General features: G+C 68.8%; 18 protein-coding genes and 1 pseudogene. 16 read left to right on the forward strand and 3 right to left on the reverse strand.

Features of this window, described 5'->3' with window-relative positions:
* Window positions 1–43: 43 nt before the first annotated feature.
* The 6 genes and pseudogenes from AC3ERS_RS20645 to AC3ERS_RS20670 all read left to right on the forward strand — a co-directional run bounded on the left by AC3ERS_RS20645 (window position 44) and on the right by AC3ERS_RS20670 (window position 4,414).
* On the forward strand, window positions 44–937 hold the full coding sequence (locus AC3ERS_RS20645) for a serine hydrolase (RefSeq protein WP_431969680.1): 894 nt from the start codon (window positions 44–46) through the stop codon (window positions 935–937).
* A 74-nt stretch (window positions 938–1,011) separates the two neighbouring features.
* On the forward strand, window positions 1,012–1,986 hold the full coding sequence (locus AC3ERS_RS20650) for an MBL fold metallo-hydrolase (RefSeq protein WP_431969681.1): 975 nt from the start codon (window positions 1,012–1,014) through the stop codon (window positions 1,984–1,986).
* Between the two features lie 66 nt (window positions 1,987–2,052).
* Window positions 2,053–2,361: pseudogene (locus tag AC3ERS_RS20655) on the forward strand (hemerythrin domain-containing protein); the annotation flags it as partial.
* 39 nt (window positions 2,362–2,400) lie between these two features.
* On the forward strand, window positions 2,401–3,228 hold the full coding sequence (locus tag AC3ERS_RS20660) for an SDR family oxidoreductase (protein WP_431969682.1): 828 nt from the start codon (window positions 2,401–2,403) through the stop codon (window positions 3,226–3,228).
* Between the two features lie 387 nt (window positions 3,229–3,615).
* Entirely contained in the window at window positions 3,616–3,942 is a 327-nt protein-coding gene (locus AC3ERS_RS20665; RefSeq protein WP_431969683.1) for a hypothetical protein, read from the forward strand.
* Between the two features lie 172 nt (window positions 3,943–4,114).
* Entirely contained in the window at window positions 4,115–4,414 is a 300-nt protein-coding gene (locus AC3ERS_RS20670; RefSeq protein WP_431969684.1) for a hypothetical protein, read from the forward strand.
* 41 nt (window positions 4,415–4,455) lie between these two features.
* Here the strand turns inward: AC3ERS_RS20670 and AC3ERS_RS20675 are convergent, their stop codons facing one another.
* Window positions 4,456–4,998, reverse strand: coding sequence for a YaeQ family protein (locus AC3ERS_RS20675; RefSeq protein ID WP_431969685.1), 543 nt, complete (start codon window positions 4,996–4,998; stop codon window positions 4,456–4,458).
* Window positions 4,999–5,142: 144 nt separating this feature from the next.
* On the opposite strand from AC3ERS_RS20675, the gene AC3ERS_RS20680 reads away from it, so the two are divergent.
* Together AC3ERS_RS20680 and AC3ERS_RS20685 are read left to right on the forward strand one after the other, a co-directional pair.
* A complete protein-coding gene (locus AC3ERS_RS20680; protein WP_431969686.1) occupies window positions 5,143–6,066 on the forward strand; it encodes a LysR family transcriptional regulator in 924 nt (307 codons plus the stop codon).
* 145 nt (window positions 6,067–6,211) lie between these two features.
* Complete coding sequence (locus AC3ERS_RS20685; protein ID WP_431969687.1) at window positions 6,212–7,747, forward strand: DHA2 family efflux MFS transporter permease subunit; 1,536 nt, start codon at window positions 6,212–6,214, stop codon at window positions 7,745–7,747.
* 118 nt (window positions 7,748–7,865) lie between these two features.
* On the opposite strand, the gene AC3ERS_RS20690 is transcribed toward AC3ERS_RS20685, so the two are convergent.
* Window positions 7,866–8,297, reverse strand: a complete 432-nt coding sequence (locus AC3ERS_RS20690) for a type II toxin-antitoxin system Rv0910 family toxin (protein ID WP_431969688.1) — start codon at window positions 8,295–8,297, stop codon at window positions 7,866–7,868.
* Window positions 8,298–8,440: 143 nt separating this feature from the next.
* On the opposite strand from AC3ERS_RS20690, the gene AC3ERS_RS20695 reads away from it, so the two are divergent.
* Window positions 8,441–9,535, forward strand: coding sequence for an LLM class flavin-dependent oxidoreductase (locus tag AC3ERS_RS20695; RefSeq protein WP_431969689.1), 1,095 nt, complete (start codon window positions 8,441–8,443; stop codon window positions 9,533–9,535).
* 177 nt (window positions 9,536–9,712) lie between these two features.
* Window positions 9,713–10,261 carry a YceI family protein gene (locus AC3ERS_RS20700; protein WP_431969690.1) on the forward strand — a complete coding sequence of 183 codons (549 nt, stop codon included), beginning with the start codon at window positions 9,713–9,715 and terminating at the stop codon, window positions 10,259–10,261.
* 112 nt (window positions 10,262–10,373) lie between these two features.
* Here the strand turns inward: AC3ERS_RS20700 and AC3ERS_RS20705 are convergent, their stop codons facing one another.
* Window positions 10,374–11,246 (reverse strand): hypothetical protein, encoded by an 873-nt coding sequence (locus AC3ERS_RS20705; RefSeq protein WP_431969691.1) that lies wholly within the window; start codon window positions 11,244–11,246, stop codon window positions 10,374–10,376.
* Window positions 11,247–11,890: 644 nt separating this feature from the next.
* On the opposite strand from AC3ERS_RS20705, the gene AC3ERS_RS20710 reads away from it, so the two are divergent.
* Genes AC3ERS_RS20710 through AC3ERS_RS20735 form a run of 6 tightly spaced genes read left to right on the forward strand, consistent with a single transcriptional unit; the run spans window position 11,891 to window position 17,122 of the window.
* Complete coding sequence (locus AC3ERS_RS20710; RefSeq protein ID WP_431969692.1) at window positions 11,891–13,270, forward strand: ATP-binding protein; 1,380 nt, start codon at window positions 11,891–11,893, stop codon at window positions 13,268–13,270.
* Complete coding sequence (locus AC3ERS_RS20715; protein ID WP_431969693.1) at window positions 13,270–13,701, forward strand: roadblock/LC7 domain-containing protein; 432 nt, start codon at window positions 13,270–13,272, stop codon at window positions 13,699–13,701. Before AC3ERS_RS20710 ends, AC3ERS_RS20715 begins: the two co-directional genes overlap by 1 nt.
* Window positions 13,698–14,048 carry a DUF742 domain-containing protein gene (locus AC3ERS_RS20720; protein ID WP_431969694.1) on the forward strand — a complete coding sequence of 117 codons (351 nt, stop codon included), beginning with the start codon at window positions 13,698–13,700 and terminating at the stop codon, window positions 14,046–14,048. The genes AC3ERS_RS20715 and AC3ERS_RS20720 overlap by 4 nt, the downstream gene beginning before the upstream one ends.
* Window positions 14,023–14,628: a GTP-binding protein gene (locus AC3ERS_RS20725; protein WP_431969695.1), complete on the forward strand. Its 606-nt coding sequence runs from the start codon at window positions 14,023–14,025 to the stop codon at window positions 14,626–14,628. The genes AC3ERS_RS20720 and AC3ERS_RS20725 overlap by 26 nt, the downstream gene beginning before the upstream one ends.
* On the forward strand, window positions 14,625–15,881 hold the full coding sequence (locus tag AC3ERS_RS20730; protein ID WP_431969696.1) for a cytochrome P450: 1,257 nt from the start codon (window positions 14,625–14,627) through the stop codon (window positions 15,879–15,881). Before AC3ERS_RS20725 ends, AC3ERS_RS20730 begins: the two co-directional genes overlap by 4 nt.
* Before the next feature lie 14 nt (window positions 15,882–15,895).
* Window positions 15,896–17,122: a cytochrome P450 family protein gene (locus tag AC3ERS_RS20735; protein ID WP_431969697.1), complete on the forward strand. Its 1,227-nt coding sequence runs from the start codon at window positions 15,896–15,898 to the stop codon at window positions 17,120–17,122.
* Window positions 17,123–17,137 lie beyond the last annotated feature (15 nt).

The raw sequence follows: 17,137 nt of genomic DNA on the forward strand, positions 1-17,137 counted from the left end.
GGATATCGAGGACTCCGGCGCGGGCCGACTACCGTGTGCCGTTGTGTCACCCGAGGAGCGCATCCGCGAGATCTTTGCCGAGCTGCCGGTGCGCGGCCGGTTGCACGCTGTCGACCTGGCCGACGGCCGTGAGCTCGGCATCGGCGCCGACGATCAGGTGGTGATCGCCTCGATCTTCAAGATTCTGCTGATCCTGGAGTTCGGCAGGCAGGTCGACGCGGGCCAGCTCGATCCGACCGAACGCGTGCTGGTGCGCGCCGCGGACCGGCTCGGCGGCTGGGGGACCGCGGGCTGCGCGGACGACGTGGAGATGTCGCTGCGCGACCTGGCCTACTTCACGATGTCGGTCAGCGACAACACCGCCGCCGATCTGCTGCTGCGCCGGATCGGTCCGGACACGCCCGGGCTGCTCGCGGCCGAACTCGGGCTCGCGGCCACCCGAGTGATCGGCGGACCGCGCCAGCTGTTGGAGACGATGTTCGCCGACGCCGGCGCACGCACCGCCGCCGAGTTCGCCGCGACCTTCCCGAGCCTGTCGCGCGAACAGGTGGCGAGCATGCGGGTGTTCCGGCCCGAGCACACCACCTCCAGCACCGCGCGGGAGATCACCCGGCTGCTCGGCATGATCTGGCGCGACGAAGCGGGCAGCCCCGCGGCCTGCGCCGCGACCCGGGACCTGTTGCGGCGCCAGATGTTCTGGACCCGGCTGGCGGCCGGATTCCCGGACGAGGTGCTGGTCGCCTCGAAGACGGGCACGCTGCCCGGCCTGCACATGGAGGCGGGGGTGGTGGAGTACCCGGACGGCGGGCGCTACGCGGTGGCGGTGTTCGCGCGCAGCGACGAGCTCGGCACCCGTCGCATCGATGTCGACCTGGCCATGGCGGGGTCGGCGCGCTTGGCAGTGGACAGCCTCCGCGGTAGCTCCGACCTGGCCTGATATTCGATCGCCTATCGGCCGAACGGCTTTTCGATCTTGGACGCGGCCCCGTGTCGCCTGCTTGTCTCGTCGCCATGACATCTCCACGGATCAACCGCCGCACTATGTTCCGCACCGCCGCCGCGGGAGCGGGGGTCGCGGCCGTCGGCGCGGCGGGCGCGGGCGTGCTGCTCTCGGGCCGGGAATCCGGCGAGCCAGTTCGCCTACCCGGCGCGGGGAACGCGGAATTCCGCTGGCTGGGCGTCTCCGGTTGGCGCATCGACATCGGCGGGGACACGCTGCTCATCGACCCGTATCTGACCCGCTTCCCGGTGGGCCTCGCCGCGGGCGCCTTCGAGGCGAACGCCCCGCTGCGGGTCGATCCCGCCGCCATCGACCCGCACGTCGGCAACCCGAAGTACGTGTTCGTCACGCACACCCACTGGGATCACTTCAACGACGTGCCGCACATCGCCGCGCGCAGCGGCGCACGGGTTTTCGGCACCCTCACGACCTATCACGTGGCGCAGTCCTACGACCTGCCGCCCGCGCAGTTGAGCGTGGTGAAAGGCGGCGAGGTGCTCGATTTCGGCGGCTACACCGTGGAGGTCGTCGGCTCGCTGCACAGCCGCACCGGCCAGTACTCGGTCACCTTCCCCGGCGTGCGGACCAGCACGCCCGCGCGTCCCGCCACCATCGCCGACCTGCCCGAGGGCGACACCCTGGCGTTCCTGCTCCGCGTCGACGGCGGACCATCGGTATTCTTCATGGGCGCAAGCGATTTCGTCGAACGCAACCTCACCGGCGCCGCGCCCGACGTCGCCGTCGTCGCGGTCAACTCCAGCAACGCCACCCACGACTACGCCACGCGGCTGCTACGCGCACTGGATCACCCGCGCACCGTGGTCCCGGTGCACTGGGACGATTTCGAGTCCCCGCTGGCGAACCCGCCGCGCACCGACGACAAGAGCGCGCGGCAACGCGACGCGCTGATCGCCGCGGTGCGCGCGGAGAGCCCGCGGACGGAGGTGATCGTGCCGGAGTACCTGAGGCCGTACCGATTCGGGTGAGCCCCACGGAACGCCGCCCGGTTTCGGGGCCTGGGGGACGGGAATGACGGCAAACGAGTCACGTAGCCCGAACGCGAGGCCGACATCCTCGAGTCCTACGAGGAGCATCACGTGGCCGATCTGCTCGTCATGGAGCTGGCCGCCATGAAACCCGAGGACGAGCGCTTCACCGCCAAGACCACCGTGCTCATCGAGAACGTCGATCACCACATCGATGAAGAGGAGAACGAATGGTTCCCGCAGGTGCGCGAGCATCTCGGCCGTAAGCAGCTGCAAGAGATGGGCGCGCGGATGATCGAGCTGCGGAAGAAGGCGCCCACGTCGCCCGCCCACCCCTCGGCGCTGAAGAAAGCCGTCGACGCCGTCGTCTCGTGATCGGCGTGTGACGCCGCGGGACCGGGGTATGCGGCGAGCATGGCTACTACAGCTCCGCTTCCCGAAGAACGTGTCGGCGCGCCGTTGCGCGCCGTGGTGACCGGGTCGGACTCCGGCATCGGCGCGGCCGTGGCGGTCGCGCTGGCCGGTGGCGGCGCCGACGTGGGCATCACCTACCACACCGACGCCGAAGGCGCCGAGCGAACGGCCGAGGAGGCGCGCGGGCGCGGTGTCTCGGCGGTCGTGCGCAGGCTCGACCTCGGCGACTTGCCTACTTCGGCCGCTGTCATCGATGAACTGGCAGACGAGCTCGGCGGCTTGGACGTTCTGGTCAACTGCGCGGGTACGGGCTCTGCGCAGAAGGCCATGGACATGGATTTCGACACCTGGCGTCACGTGCTCTCGGTCGATTTGGACGGCGCGTTCCTCTGCGCTCAGCGCGCTGCCAAACACATGATCGAGGGTGGTCACGGGGGCCGCATCGTCAACATCACCAGCGTGCACGAGCACGCGCCGCTGGTCGGCGCCGCGCCGTACTGTGCCGCGAAAGCGGGTCTCGGCGCCTTGACCAAGGTGCTGGCCCTGGAACTGGCCGAGTACGACATCACGGTGAATTCCGTTGCGCCGGGGGAGATTTCGACGCCGATGACCGGTCAGGAAAATGTGGACCCGCGCTCGGAACCCCGCCCCGGCGTGCCGCTCGGCCGTCCCGGACACGCGCGGGAAGTCGCGTCGGTGGTCGCGTTTCTCACGACGCCCGCGGCGGGATACGTGACGGGGGCGTCGTTCGTGGTGGACGGTGGGATGCTGCTCATGGGGCCGCAGGCCAGTGTGCTTCTCGGCGACGAGAAGTGGCGGCGGGTCTGAACCCGCGGGTGGATAAGCCAGGTTGCGTTGCCTTCTGGGCCGAGCTCGACGGGTCGCGTATGCGGGCCGAGCTGGGTTGAACCGCAGAGCTTTTGGTGTGATTGGGCAAGGCGCCCGCCTCGTCGCTGCGGTGACGGCGCTGCGCCGGGGCGTCGAGGGCGCTCGGTGAGGTGTGCTCGGGCGAAGTCGGTTGGACGACTCGGGATGCCGCGTGGGGAACCGAGGAGTCGATCGGCTACTGTCGAGCTTCTCCGGCCGACCCGCGACAGCGTGCTTCCGTGGCCGCGAGGCGGCGGGACGGTCGCCATCCCATTCTGCAGGACTCGATATGCGGGATTGCGCCCCGAATTGTTCGTGAAACCGGGTTCAGACCATATGATCTCGCCCATGAGAAAACTCGCACACCGCCGGATCACCTTCCTCGCCGGAGCCGTCATCGCCGCCGCGCTCCCCATGGCGGGAGCCGGGTACGCGTTCGCCGCGGACCCGGCCACGGACGCCTACCTCCAGGCGGCGAAGGAGGCCTGCGAGTCGGCGGGCTTCCAGCTGAACACGAACGTGGCGGCCGCCGGCTTCCGCTCGGCGACCGCGCCGTGCGTGGACTCGCGCACGCTGGCCGTGGTGCAGGTGCCCGTCGCGAACGGGACGGCGTGCTCGATCCTGGACGGCATCGTCACCCGTGAGGGCACCGCCTTCGACGGCGTCTGCCGGTAATCTTCCGATCTCGCCGAACACGGCCCTCCGCTGCCGCGCGCACGGAGGGCCGTCGTCGTATTCGGAACCGCCGGACGAGACGGTGCCTCGCGGCCTGCGCCGACCCCGAATTCGCCGACGGAGAATGCGAAATCCCCACACCGGGCTCGGCGCCACGATTACCTTCGGCTCTATGACGAACAGTTCGTCGGAACGACGCTACGACAGCCGAACCAAGGCGGTCCGGCTGCAACTCCAGGAGCTGATGCTCGCCTACTCTCCCGTGAGCCAGAACTCCTCGAACCGAGCCGCCTTCGCCCAGGACGACCAGCTGGTCTTCGCCCAGCACGTGCCCGTCGGCGGATATGGCAGCGCGCGTGCTGCGGGCGCCGCTGGCCTTGCCCTCGGGTCGAATCCCTGCGCGACGCCGGGCATTACATTCGCTGACCCGCAGCGGCTCGGTCGGGGCTCGGGCCGTTCACCCGGCAGGTAACAATTGAATACCGGGCGGTCTTCTTTTATGATCGCCGACGGTCAGGCGAGGCGGTGCTCTTCGACGGGAGTGCTCAGGATAATTCCGTTGAGGTCGAGGTAGAGCAGGCGCTCGGTGACCGAGAGGGTGACGGTGTTGCGGCGTTCGACGGCCGCGACGGCGGAATCGATGAAGGCGCGGTCGAAGCTGTAGACGGGGATCGCGTCGGCGCGGTGGATGCGTTTGCCGGTGAGCTGGGCGAGGACCTTCGCGGGATCGCGATGGGTGTAGACGGCGACGCGTTCGGCCAGCTTGCTGCCTCGGTGCAGGCGCTCGGCGTCGGGTGCGCCGACCTCGATCCAGGCGGTCAGGCGGCCGGTGAGGTCGCGCACCAGCACCGCGGGCTCGTCGGTGGACGACACGCCGCCGTCGCTGAAGGTGATGCCCTCCTCGTACTCCAGGCAGTAGGCCAGCAGTCGCGTCAGCATGAACTCCGCCGTTTCGGACGGGTGACGCGCGACGCGCAACTCCAACTCCTGGTAGACGCCACGATCGACATCGGCCAGGTGAACGGTGAAGGTGTGCAGTGTCGCGCTGAGGGCCATAGAAGCAGAAGCTTAATCGCCCCGCCGACCGGCGATGCTCGGCCGCACCCGGCTTCGCACGCCGCGCAGCGGCAGCGCATCCACAAGGCATTCGAAAAGATCCAGGGCAAGGGTAGCCATTGGTAAGTCAATAGACTTCTGTTCATGGGGAATCGGCAGGCCAATGGGGTGGCGGATCTGACGCACCTGCGGACCTTTCTCGCGGTGTACCGCGCGGGGTCGATCACCGCGGGCGCCGCGCAGGTCGGGTTGTCGCAGCCGACGGTGACCACGCAGTTGCAGACGCTGGAGCGGCGGCTCGGGCGTCCGCTGTTCGATCGGCTGCCGCGCGGCGTGGCGGCGACGGCCGCCGCACACGAGCTGGCCGCCAGGCTGGCCGGGCCGATGGACGCGTTGGAGGCGATCGCGGGCGGCGCCGAGCCGGAGGCCGCCGTACCCGAACCTCCGGTGCTGCTGGCCGGTCCCGCCGAGCTGCTGGCCACCAGGGTGGTGCCCGCGCTGGCCCCGCTGGTGTCCGACGGCGTGCGGCTGACGATCACCGCGGGGCTCACCGACGACCTGCTCGCCGGTCTGCGCGCCGGAACCTACGACCTCGTCGTGGCCACCACCCGCCCGCGCGGCCGCACGGTGCTCGCCGAGCCACTCGCCGACGAGGAATTCGTCCTCGTCGCCGCGCCGGACATCGCGCGACGCATCGACACGGCCCGGCTGCGCGCGGGCGACCCGTCGGCGCTGTCCGCACTGCCCCTGCTCAGCTACGCCACCGATCTGCCGATCCTGCGCCGCTACTGGCGCCACGTCTTCGACACCCGCCTCGTGGCCGAACCGGCGCTCGTCGTCGGCGACCTGCGCGCGGTGCTCGCCGGGGTGGTCGCGGGCGCGGGCGTCAGCGTCGTGCCACGCTATCTGTGTGCGCGCGAACTCGCCTCGGGCGCGATCACGGCGCTGCTCGAACCGGACGATCCGCCGATCAACACCGCCTTCCTTGCTCGCCGCCCCGGCGGCTCCCCGCGCCGCCACGTCGATCTCGTGCGCAGCCATCTGCTGGGCGCGGCCAAGGAGTGGTGATTCCGCCGCAGTCGTGCGGGGCTGGGGGTCCGTCGCATCCTTCACCCGGCAAGCGGCGAGGATCGTTCCGCCCGGAATCATCGAGTTTCCCCGTAAGTCGGGGAAACCGCTGGTTCTTCCGTCGAAGAAGTGTCAGTCTTAACCGGTGACCCAACCTCCGGATATTCAGGCAGCGGGACCAGATCCGTCCTCGGACAAACTGGACGCCGCGGTGTTCAAGGTGGCGGGCGTGGTCGTGCTCGGCGCGATCATGTCGATCCTCGACATCACCGTCGTGACCGTCGCGCTGCCGACCTTCCAGATCGAATTCGGCACCAGTTACGCCATCGCCGCGTGGACGATGACCGGCTACACGCTGGCGCTCGCGACCGTCATCCCGCTGACCGGATGGGCGGCCGACCGATTCGGCACCAAGCGCCTCTACATGGCGGCGCTGACCTTCTTCGTGCTCGGTTCGCTGCTGTGCAGCACCGCGTGGAACATCGAGTCGCTGATCGCGTTCCGCGTGATCCAGGGCATCGGCGGCGGCATGCTGATGCCGCTCGGCATGACGATCATGACCCACGCGGCGGGACCGCAGCGGGTCGGTCGCGTGATGGCGGTGCTGGGCGTGCCGATGCTGCTCGGTCCGATCGGCGGCCCGATCCTGGGCGGCTGGCTGATCGACGCGTTCAGCTGGCACTGGATCTTCCTGATCAACCTGCCGATCGGCATCGTCGCGCTGGTGCTGGCTTACCTCGTGTTCCCGGCCGACCAGCCGGAGCCCTCGGAGTCGTTCGACTTCCTCGGCATGCTGCTGGCCTCGCCGGGTCTGGCGTTGTTCCTGTACGGCGTCTCCTCGATTCCGGAGGCGGGCACCGTCACCGCGCGAAAGGTTCTCATCCCGGCCGCGATCGGTCTCGTGCTGCTGGTGGCGTTCGTCTTCCACGCGCTGCGGGCCAAGCATCCGCTCATCGACCTGCACCTGTTCCGCAACAAGGCGCTGACCGCCTCGGTGCTCACCATGGTGCTGTTCGCCATCGCGTTCTTCGGCGCGGGTCTGCTGCTGCCGAGCTACCTGCAGCAGGTGCGCGGTGAGTCGGCGCTGGCGGCCGGTCTGCTGATCGCGCCGCAGGGCTTCGGCGCGATGCTCACCATGCCGATCGCGGGCCGCTTCGTCGACAAGTACGGTCCGGGCAAGATCGTGATGATCGGCATCGTGCTGCTCTCGGCGGGCACCGCCTTCTTCACCCAGCTCGAGGCGGACACGTCCTACGTCGTCATGTGCCTGGCGCTGCTGGTGATGGGTCTCGGCATGGGCTGCACCATGATGCCGATCATGACCGCCGCGATCCAGACGCTGACCCACCAGCAGGTGGCGCGCGGCTCGACGCTGATGAACATCATCAACCAGACCGCGGGCTCGATCGGCACCGCCACCATGTCGGTGGTGCTGACCAACCTGCTGAAGGACCAGCCCCTGGCCGGACCCGCGATCGTCGCGAACTCCGATCCCGCCATCGCGCAGCAGCTCGGACCCGACGCCATCGCCACGGGTCTGGATCAGGCCGCGCAGGCGTTCAGTGACACCTACATCGTGGCGCTGGTCCTCATCGTGCTGACCCTGGTTCCGGCGTTCTTCCTGCCGCGGACCAAGCCGGCGACCGCGCAGGACGCCGACGCGAAGGTGCTGGTGCATTGAGCGCGAGGCTGGTGCATTGAGCGCGCAGGCGCTGGCGCACTGAGTTCGCGGCGCTGCCAATCGATTCGGGCCCACGGCGAATACGCCGTGGGCCCGAGTCGTTTCCCGGCCGAAGCCCTCAGCCGTAGAGCGCGACGAACTTCTCCAGCGAACGCTCGATATCGCCCTTCACCGCGCGGGCCACGCCCGCGCCGATCGGCCCGAACAGCGGCGCCCCGCCGAGCTCGATGTCGACGGTCACCTCGGATCCGGAACCCTTGGGGGCGACCAGAAGTCCCAGCGAGAACTTGGTGCCGCCCTTGCCCGAGCCGTTCAGCACCAGCTTGCGCGGCGGCTCGGCGGTCTTGACCTTCCATGTCACGCGGTTGCGCAGACCCTTCACCGACGCGACACCCACCAGCTCGGTCCCGACGGTCAGCTGCTCCGGGACCTCGCCGCGCCACGACTCGTGCATGGTCAGCCACTTGTCCAGCTCGGACAGATTGGCGGTGTGCGTCCACGCCGCTTCCGGGCTGATGGGGACGTCGACGGAGACCTTCAGCTTTGCCATGCCGCGCATGTTATCCGGTACCGGCGGTTCGGCCTATCGTCGATCGCGGCCGTCGGCTGTGAGCCCTGTCACTGCGGAATAGGCTGCGGCGCACTCCGGTTACTATGGTTGCCAAGTCAACCAAATGAGCTCGAGGAGGCCTCGTGCAGTTCGGAATCTTCACCGTCGGTGACGTCACCGCGGATCCCACGAACGGCCGCACCCCCAGCGAGGCCGAGCGGATCAAGGCGATGGTGACGATCGCGCAGAAGGCCGAGGAGGTGGGACTCGACGTGTTCGCCACGGGCGAGCACCACAACCCGCCGTTCGTGCCGTCCTCACCGACCACCATGCTCGGCTACATCGCCGGGCGCACCGACCGCATCCAGCTGTCCACCGCCACCACGCTGATCACCACCAACGACCCCGTCAAGATCGCCGAAGACTTCGCGATGCTGCAGCACCTCGCCGACGGACGGGTCGACCTGATGCTCGGCCGCGGCAACACCGGACCCGTCTACCCCTGGTTCGGCAAGGACATTCGCGACGGCATCGCGCTCGCGATCGAGAACTATCATCTGCTGCACCGGCTCTGGCGCGAGGACGTGGTGGACTGGGAGGGCAAGTTCCGTACGCCGCTGCAATCCTTCACCGCCACGCCGCGCCCGCTCGACGATGTGCCGCCGTTCGTCTGGCACGGATCCATCCGCAGCCCCGAGATCGCCGAACAGGCCGCCTATTACGGCGACGGCTTCTTCGCCAACAACATCTTCTGGCCCAAGGAGCACTTCCAGCGGCTGATCGAGCTGTACCGCCGCCGCTACGAGCACTACGGGCACGGCGCCGCCGACCAGGCGATCGTCGGTCTGGGCGGACAGGTGTTCCTGCGCAAGAACTCCCAGGACGCGGTGCGGGAGTTCCGCCCGTACTTCGACAACGCGCCGGTCTACGGTCACGGTCCCTCGCTGGAGGAGTTCACCGAGCAGACCCCGCTCACCGTCGGCAGCCCGCAGCAGGTCATCGACAAGACGCTGACCTTCCGCGAGCACTTCGGCGACTACCAGCGCCAGCTCTTCCTGATCGATCACGCCGGGCTGCCGCTGAAAACCGTGCTGGAGCAACTGGATCTGCTCGGCGAGGAGGTGGTTCCGGTGCTGCGCGAGGAGTTCGCCGCCCGCCGTCCCGCCCACGTGCCCGACGGGCCGACGCACGCGTCGTTGCTGGCCGCGCGCACCGCGGCGCAGGAGGTGATCTCGTGACGACCGATCCGTATCGCGACACGACGCCGTTCGAGGACCTGCTTGCGGGACGTCTGCCGAGCTGACGGGGGATAGTCGTTGCGCACCGGCCCGGTGCGCAAGAACAGGGCGGCGCCGAGGATGTCGCGCCCGATCATCGTAGTAATTGAAAGTTCTACCAACTCCAAGGAGTGCACCATGACCACCGGAATCGCCAAGGGACTGACCGCGGGCACCTGGGTCGTCGACCCCGCCCACTCGACCGTCGGCTTCTCGGTACGCCACCTGATGGTGAGCAAGGTCCGCGGCCGGTTCACCGACTTCGGCGCCACGCTCGTCATCGCCGAGGACGGCACCGCGTCGGCCGAGGCCGAGATCCGGGTGAACTCGCTGACCACCGACAACGAGCAGCGCGACGCCCACCTGCGCACCGCCGACTTCTTCCACGCCGAACAGTTCCCGGTGATGACCTTCAAGTCGACCGGATTCCGGGCGAGCGGTGCGGAATTCGTCGTCGACGGCGAGTTCACCGTGCGCGGGAACACCAAGCCGGTCTCGCTGAAGGTCGAATTCCTCGGCGTGAACGCGGGCATGGGCAACGGCCCGGTCGCCGGTTTCGAGGCCACGACCGTGGTCTCCCGTCGCGAGTTCGGCCTCGACATCGACATGCCGCTGCCGGATGGCGGCGCGGTCATCGGTGACAAGATCACCCTGACCCTGGAGATCGAGGCCGGCCTGCAGGGCTGAGGTCGGGCCCGGCCGAGGGGGATCGGGGCGCGCGCCATCTCGCGAGCGCGGCGCGCGGCCCGTCGATCGCCCTCGGCCGCCGAGCCGATCGGGTCCTTCGCCACGACGCGGATCAGATCGGATCGAATGCGCACAACCGCCAGGAGCCGCCGGACCAGTCGCGGTACTCGGCCCGGTAGCGGATGTCGGGGTGCCGCTGGTAGCGCACCGTGACCACGGCGCTCGCCGCGCTCGGCAGCATCGGATCGCCGAGCCATCGGAAACTCGTGATCTCCACGACCCGCCCGACACCGCGGGTCTCGGCGTCGGCGGCCATCGCCTGGCGCAGCCGTTCCCGCTCGTCGGCGGGAACGGCGAAATCGACGCGCTCGCCCAATTTCCCGCACGCGACGCCCCGCAGCGCCGCAGGATCGGCGGCCCCGAACGCGTGGACCGCCTTGCGTGTCGCCAGCCGGACCGCGTCCACGACCGGCGGAATCGGCCCGCCGCCAGTCGATTTCTCGGCCGCGCATGGCGTGGTCGCGACGACCGACAGATAGCGCTTGCCGTCGGTGTCGCGCACCTCGAAGCCGATCTCGAATCCCCTTCCGTCGCGCCGATACCCGCCGCGGCGGCCGGCGAGCGCCTTGTCGACGGGCGCGGTGAACCCACGCTCGGCCATCGACGTCAGTGCCGTTTCCGTCGCATCGACCAGCTCCGGCGACGGGTCGGTGAAACGGTCGCCCGCCGACAGCTTCCACAGCGGGCCGACGGTTCGCGCCGACGCGTTGGTCGCGCACCCGTGTCGCGTCACCTCTGCCCCGTAGGAGCGGGCCGGATGGGGTGAGAGGGCGAGCAGGTTGTCGAACAGGGCGTATTCCGCCTGTTCGACGGTGAGACCCGTCGACTGCAGGATCTCGGCGTTGTCGGGGCCGCGGCGGTAAGGATCGCAGGCCGTCGCCAGAGCAGCCAGCGCGAGCGCGATCAGCAGTCGGCGGCACCTCATCGCCGGACACATCGGCGCGGGCCCGGCCTGCCGGACGCGGCGATTTCGTTGTCGGGCGTACGGGCGTCCACGGTGCTCGGTTCTGGATCCATGATTGCTTTCCCCCGGTTCGGTTGTGCTGGTCGGAGCGTTCGTCTACTCCGACGCAGCGGCGGTCCGCGCGGTTCCCCCGGCGGGCCGGAATTCACCGAACAGCGCGTGATTCCACCGGTCGATCTTTCCGGCGCAATGGCTCGTCTGCGGGCACAATCGGCTGCGCTACTTTCGTTTTTCGACGTCGGAAATCCATGCGCCCCCGAAAAATGAAGCCGGTCACCGGGATACGTCGAGACTTCGTTGAGATGCTGCTAGGGTGGGCGAGTCGTCGGGTTCGGGCTGGTCGGAGTCGCTTCGGTCAGCCGGCGGTCTATTCGCTGATCGCCTGTCCTGCAGGCACTGTGAGGTGTGCGGTGAGCCTCCGGTCGGTGTCTTCGGGGTGCCGGATCCACCGACGTGCAATGGATCCGATCGAGCGTCATGCGATCGGTGTCGTGAGGAATAAAGGTAAGACGGAGATCTGTAGTGACAGGGTGCTGGTTCAGGCGCGGACCGTAGCGGGGCGGGGCATCGGGGGAGGCACGATCCCGTGAACGACGAGAGAACTGATGAATCTGGATATCGCCGTACTTGTTCCATGGATCCTCGCCGCGCTGCTGATCGCCGCGGTCGTTTATCTGATCACCGCGCTACGCGGAGCGCAGGGCAAAGCCGAGTCCCTGCTGGAAGACCAGCGTAAACGCGACGAAGCGCTGGAGCGCTTCGCCGGACAGACGATCCCCTCGATCACCGACGCCGTCCGGCGCTTCGAAGCACCGACCGGAACGATCGAAGTGCCGACGGGACTGCAGAATTCGCGGCTGGCCCAGTGCCTGCAGTGGATCGGCGACCGCTACGCCGATGACCTGCGCCTGGTGCAGACCGAGGCGAGGGACCGGGCCATGCTCGAGGCCGACGCGCATGCCAGGCAGGCGATTCAGGCTGCCGAGGACGCGGTGCGCGCCGAGGTGGGTGGCGCCGCGCGCGACGCGACCAGCGGCGCGGTGCGCTCCTTCGGCACCTCGGTGGTGAGCCTCGGCGCCGACGCCAGCCAGGTGGTGAGCGCCGCGCTGCGCGCGCACCGCAACGACGACGTGTACGCCACCCTCACCCGCATCGACCACACGGTTCAGCAGATGATCCGCCAGGCGCAGTCCTACGTGATCGTGTGTGGCGGCCTGCCGGGCAGGCGCTGGCCCGCCCAGTCGCTCACCGACGTGGTCGGCGGCGCCACCGGCCGCGTGCGCGACTACCTGCGGGTGCGCACCACGCAGCTGGACCGCGTGGTCGTCAGCCGAGCGGTGGAACCGCTCGTGCACACCCTGGCCACCCTGCTCGACAACGCGCTGCGCTACTCGCCGCCGACCTCCTTCGTGGACATCAGCTTCCAGGAGGGGCACCACGGCGTCACCGTCATCATCGACGACGCGGGCGTGCGGATGAACGCCGAGCAGATGGAGGAGGCAAGGCAGGTGCTCGCCAGCGAGCGCCCGGTCGACATCCACCAGCTCGGTCCGTCGCCGAAGGTCGGTTTTCCCGGTGTGGCCGCGCTCGCGCGTCGCTACGGGTTCACGGTCTACATCGACGGGCCCAACGCCTACGGAGGCATGCGCGCGATGGTGTACATCCCCGAGGCCCTGCTCGCCGCGCCGAGCGGGAGCGACGCGACGGCCGTGGCCACCCCGGCCGTGGCTCCCGCGCCCGCGCCCGAACCGGCGCCCGCACCGCGCCAGGAAGAGCCGGAGGACACCCGGTTCGCGGTGCACGAGATCACCGAGGGCGGCCTGCCGAAGCGGCGCCGCCGCGAGGTGGCGCCCGCGATCGGAACGCGAGCCAGGAATTCCGGCTCCGAGCCCGCGCTCGGCAGGCCCGATATCGCCGCCGCATGGCACACCGGTTCCAAGAGCGGCCGCGCCGCCGCCGAACAGACGGAAGGGATGACTCCTTGATGGGCACACCGACTACCGCCATGGCCGATAGCAGCAACAAGCTCGGCTGGCTACTCGAGGATCTCAACATTCCAGGCGTCCGGTTCGCGGTACTGCTGTCCGACGACGGACTGCGCATCGCGCACTCGAAAGGCATCGCTCGCGACGACGCCGAACGTTTCTCCGCGGCCGCCTCGGGACTGCGGTCCCTGGGCAAGGCGCTCGGCGAGTTCTGCGGCGGTCTGGAAACGGGCTTGCGCCAGAACATGACCGAATACGACGACGGGATGATCTTCATCACCGCCGCGGGGGAGGGCGCGCTGCTCGGCGTCTCCACCACCGCGGACATCGACGTCAGCCTCATCGCGCACCGGATGAACGAGCTAGCCGGTCGCGTCGGGCACGAGCTCGGCAGCCAGTCTCGGCAGAGGACAGACAGCAGCTTGTCATGACCAGGTCCCGCCGCGACCCCGACCTAGTCAGGGCCTATGTCCGTACCGGCGGGCGTTCGCGTCCCACTCGCCAGCTGGATCTGGTCACGCTCGTGGTCGCGGCACTGGCGCCGCCGCCCGGCGCGGGCCCGGACGCCCGCCGCGTAATGAACCTGTGCAGCGGTCGCGGCGTCCTGTCCATCGCGGAGATCGCCGCGTACCTGGACCTGCCGCCGTCCGTGGTGAAGATCGTCGTAGCCGATCTCATGGACGGCGGCCATTTGACCACACCGACCCCGGCCGAGAACTTGCCGGAGATAGCCCTGTTGGAGGAGGTACTGAATGGGCTCCGCGCTCTCTCGGCCTGAACGTGTCGTCGACTATGTGCCGGAGACCGTGACCCGATCGGTCAAGCTACTGGTGGCAGGCAATTTCGGCGTCGGCAAGACCACGTTCGTCAGCAGTATCTCCGAGATCAAGCCGCTGCGCACCGAGGAGACCATCACCGAGGCCAGCATCGGCATCGACGACATGGCGGGCCTGCCGGGGAAGACGCAGACCACCGTCGCGATGGACTTCGGCCGCATCACGCTGAATCCGCAACTGGCCCTGTACCTTTTCGGCACGCCGGGTCAGCAGCGCTTCGTGCCGCTGTGGGAGGAACTGGCCCGCGGCGCGCTCGGCGCGCTGGTGCTGGTCGACACCCGGCGCATCGAGAAGGCCGACGAGGTGCTCTCGGTGCTGGAGGAGCGCGGCGTGCCGTATTCGGTGGCGGTCAATCAGTTCGAGGGCGCCAAGCAGTATCCGCTGGAGGAGGTCCGCGACGCGCTGGACCTCACCGAGGGCACGCCGCTGACGATGCTGGACGCACGACATCGCGGCACGTGCCTGCAATCGCTGATCACGCTCGTCGAATTCTTGTTCCACCGTTTGGAGTCCCGACTTTGACAACGCCACCGCACGCGCCGCCCGCCGGTGTCTGCCCCGTCCCGCACGGCTCGCCGATCGACACCAACGGTCCGCGAGTGCCGCTCTACACCGAGGAGTTCGCCGCCGACCCGCACCGCGCCTATCGGCAGATGCGCCGCCAGTACGGTTCGCTGGTGCCGGTCGAACTGTCGCCCGGCGTGCCCGCCACCCTGGTGATCGGCTATCACACCGCGCTACGAATCCTCAACGATCCGGAGCACTTTCCGGCCGACCCGCGCACCTGGCAGCAGAACGTGCCGGGCGAGTGCCCGATCCTGCCGATGCTGGAATGGCGGCCCAACGCTTTGCGCAGCGCGGGCCTCGAGCACCTGCGCTACCGGCAGGCCAACCTCGCCGCGGTCGCCGAGGTCGACCTGCACGCCATGCACGCGACCATCGAGCGGGTCGCGGTCCCGCTGATCAACGCCTTCTGCCAGGACGGCGCGGCCGATCTGATCAGTCAGTACGCCTTCCCGCTCGCCTTCGCCGTGCTCAACGAGATGCTCGGTTGCCCATCCGATATCGGCCAGCAGGTGGCCACCGGCATGGCGGCCATCTTCGAGGGCGTGAACGCCGACAAGGGCAACGCGATGCTCACCGACGCGCTGCTCGAGCTGACCACCCGCAAGCGCAAGGAGCCGGGCGACGACATCGTCTCCCGGCTGATCGGGCACGGGGCCGGACTGGACGACGTGGAGATGATCCACCAGCTGGTCACCCTGTACGGCGCGGGCATCGAGCCGGAACAGAACCTGATCGTGAACACGCTGCTGCTCATGCTCACCGACGACCGGTTCGCCGGAAACCTGTTGGGCGGCAGCCTGTCCACCCGCGACGCGCTGGACGAGGTGCTGTTCACCGACCCGCCGATGGCGAACTACTGCGTCTCGTACCCGAAGCAGCCCATCCTGATCGACGGCGCCTGGCTGCCCGCGCATCAGCCCGTGGTCATCAGCATGTCGGCCTGCAACAACGATCCGGCGATCGATGCGGGCGACTACACCGACAACCGTTCGCATCTGGCGTGGAGCGCAGGCCCGCACGCCTGCCCGGCGAAGTCGGCAGCGTACCTGATCGCGCAGGACGCCATCGATCAGCTGCTCGACGCACTGCCCGAGTTGCGGCTCGCGGTGCCCGTCGATCAATTGACCTGGCGGCCCGGGCCTTTCCATCGAGCTCTGGTGTCCCTTCCGGTCACCTTCCCGAAATCCCCCCCGCTGAACCTGTATTAAAGGAGAGTGCCCCGATGGACAGTCAGCCCCTTGTCCTCGACCCCACCGGTGCCGATATTCAGGGTGAGTCCGCGCGCCTGCGTGAACGCGGACCGGTCGTTCTCGTCGAGCTGCCGGGCGGTGTGCGTGCGTGGTCGGTGACCGATGCCGAACTGTTGAAGCAGCTGCTGGTCGATCCTCGAGTGTCCAAGGACGCGCGCCAGCACTGGCCCGCGTTCATCAACGGCGAGATTCCGCAGGACTGGCCGCTGTTCCTGTGGGTGGCGGTCAACAACATGTTCACCGCCTACGGCACCGACCACCGGCGACTACGCAAGCTGGTGGCGCCCGCGTTCACGCACCGCCGCACCGAGGCCATGCGCCCGCGCATCGAGGCGATCACCGCGGCCCTGCTCGACGAACTCGCCGCGGCCCCGGCCGGGGAGCCGGTGGATCTGCGCGAGGGCTTCGCGTATCCGCTGCCGATCCAGGTGATCTCGGAGCTGATGGGTGTGCCGGAGTCGCTGAACGCGGGACTGCGCACCTGTGTGGACGGCATCTTCGACACCTCGCTCACCCCCGAGCAGTCGCAGGCCAACTACATGGAGATGTACCGCATCCTCGGCGAGCTCGTCGCCTACCGGCGCGAGCATCCCGGCGACGACATGACCAGCCTGCTCATCTCGCACCACGACGAGGAGGACGGCGCCCAGCTCACCGATCAGGAGTTGATCGACACCCTGCTGCTGGTGATCAGCGCGGGCCACGAGACCACGGTGAACCTGCTGGACCAGGCAATTCACGCGCTGCTGACCCATCCCGAGCAGCGCGCCGAGTTGATCGAGGAGCGGGCCGCGTGGTCCGATCTGATCGAGGAGGCGCTGCGGTTCGAGGCTCCGGTCGCGCACCTGCCGCTGCGCTACGCGGTCGACGACATCGAACTCGACGGCGGCGGCCGCATCGCGAAGGGCGAGCCGATCCTGGCGTCCTACGTGGCCGCCAATCGCGACTCGAAGGTGCACGGCGACACCGCAGGCGAATTCGACGTCCACCGCGCCAACAAGGATCACCTCGCTTTCGGCTACGGTGCCCACCACTGCCTCGGGGCTCCGCTGGCGCGCATGGAGGCCGCCGTTTCGCTGCCCGCGATCTTCGCGCGGTTCCCGAACATGCGGCTGGCCGCCGAGCCGGAGGAACTCGGCACGGTGCCCAGCTTCATCTCCAACGGTCACCACCGCCTGCCGGTGTACCTGAACCCGTAATGAGTCGTCCGCGGG

It is taken from the genome of Nocardia sp. bgisy134 (assembly GCF_057708325.1).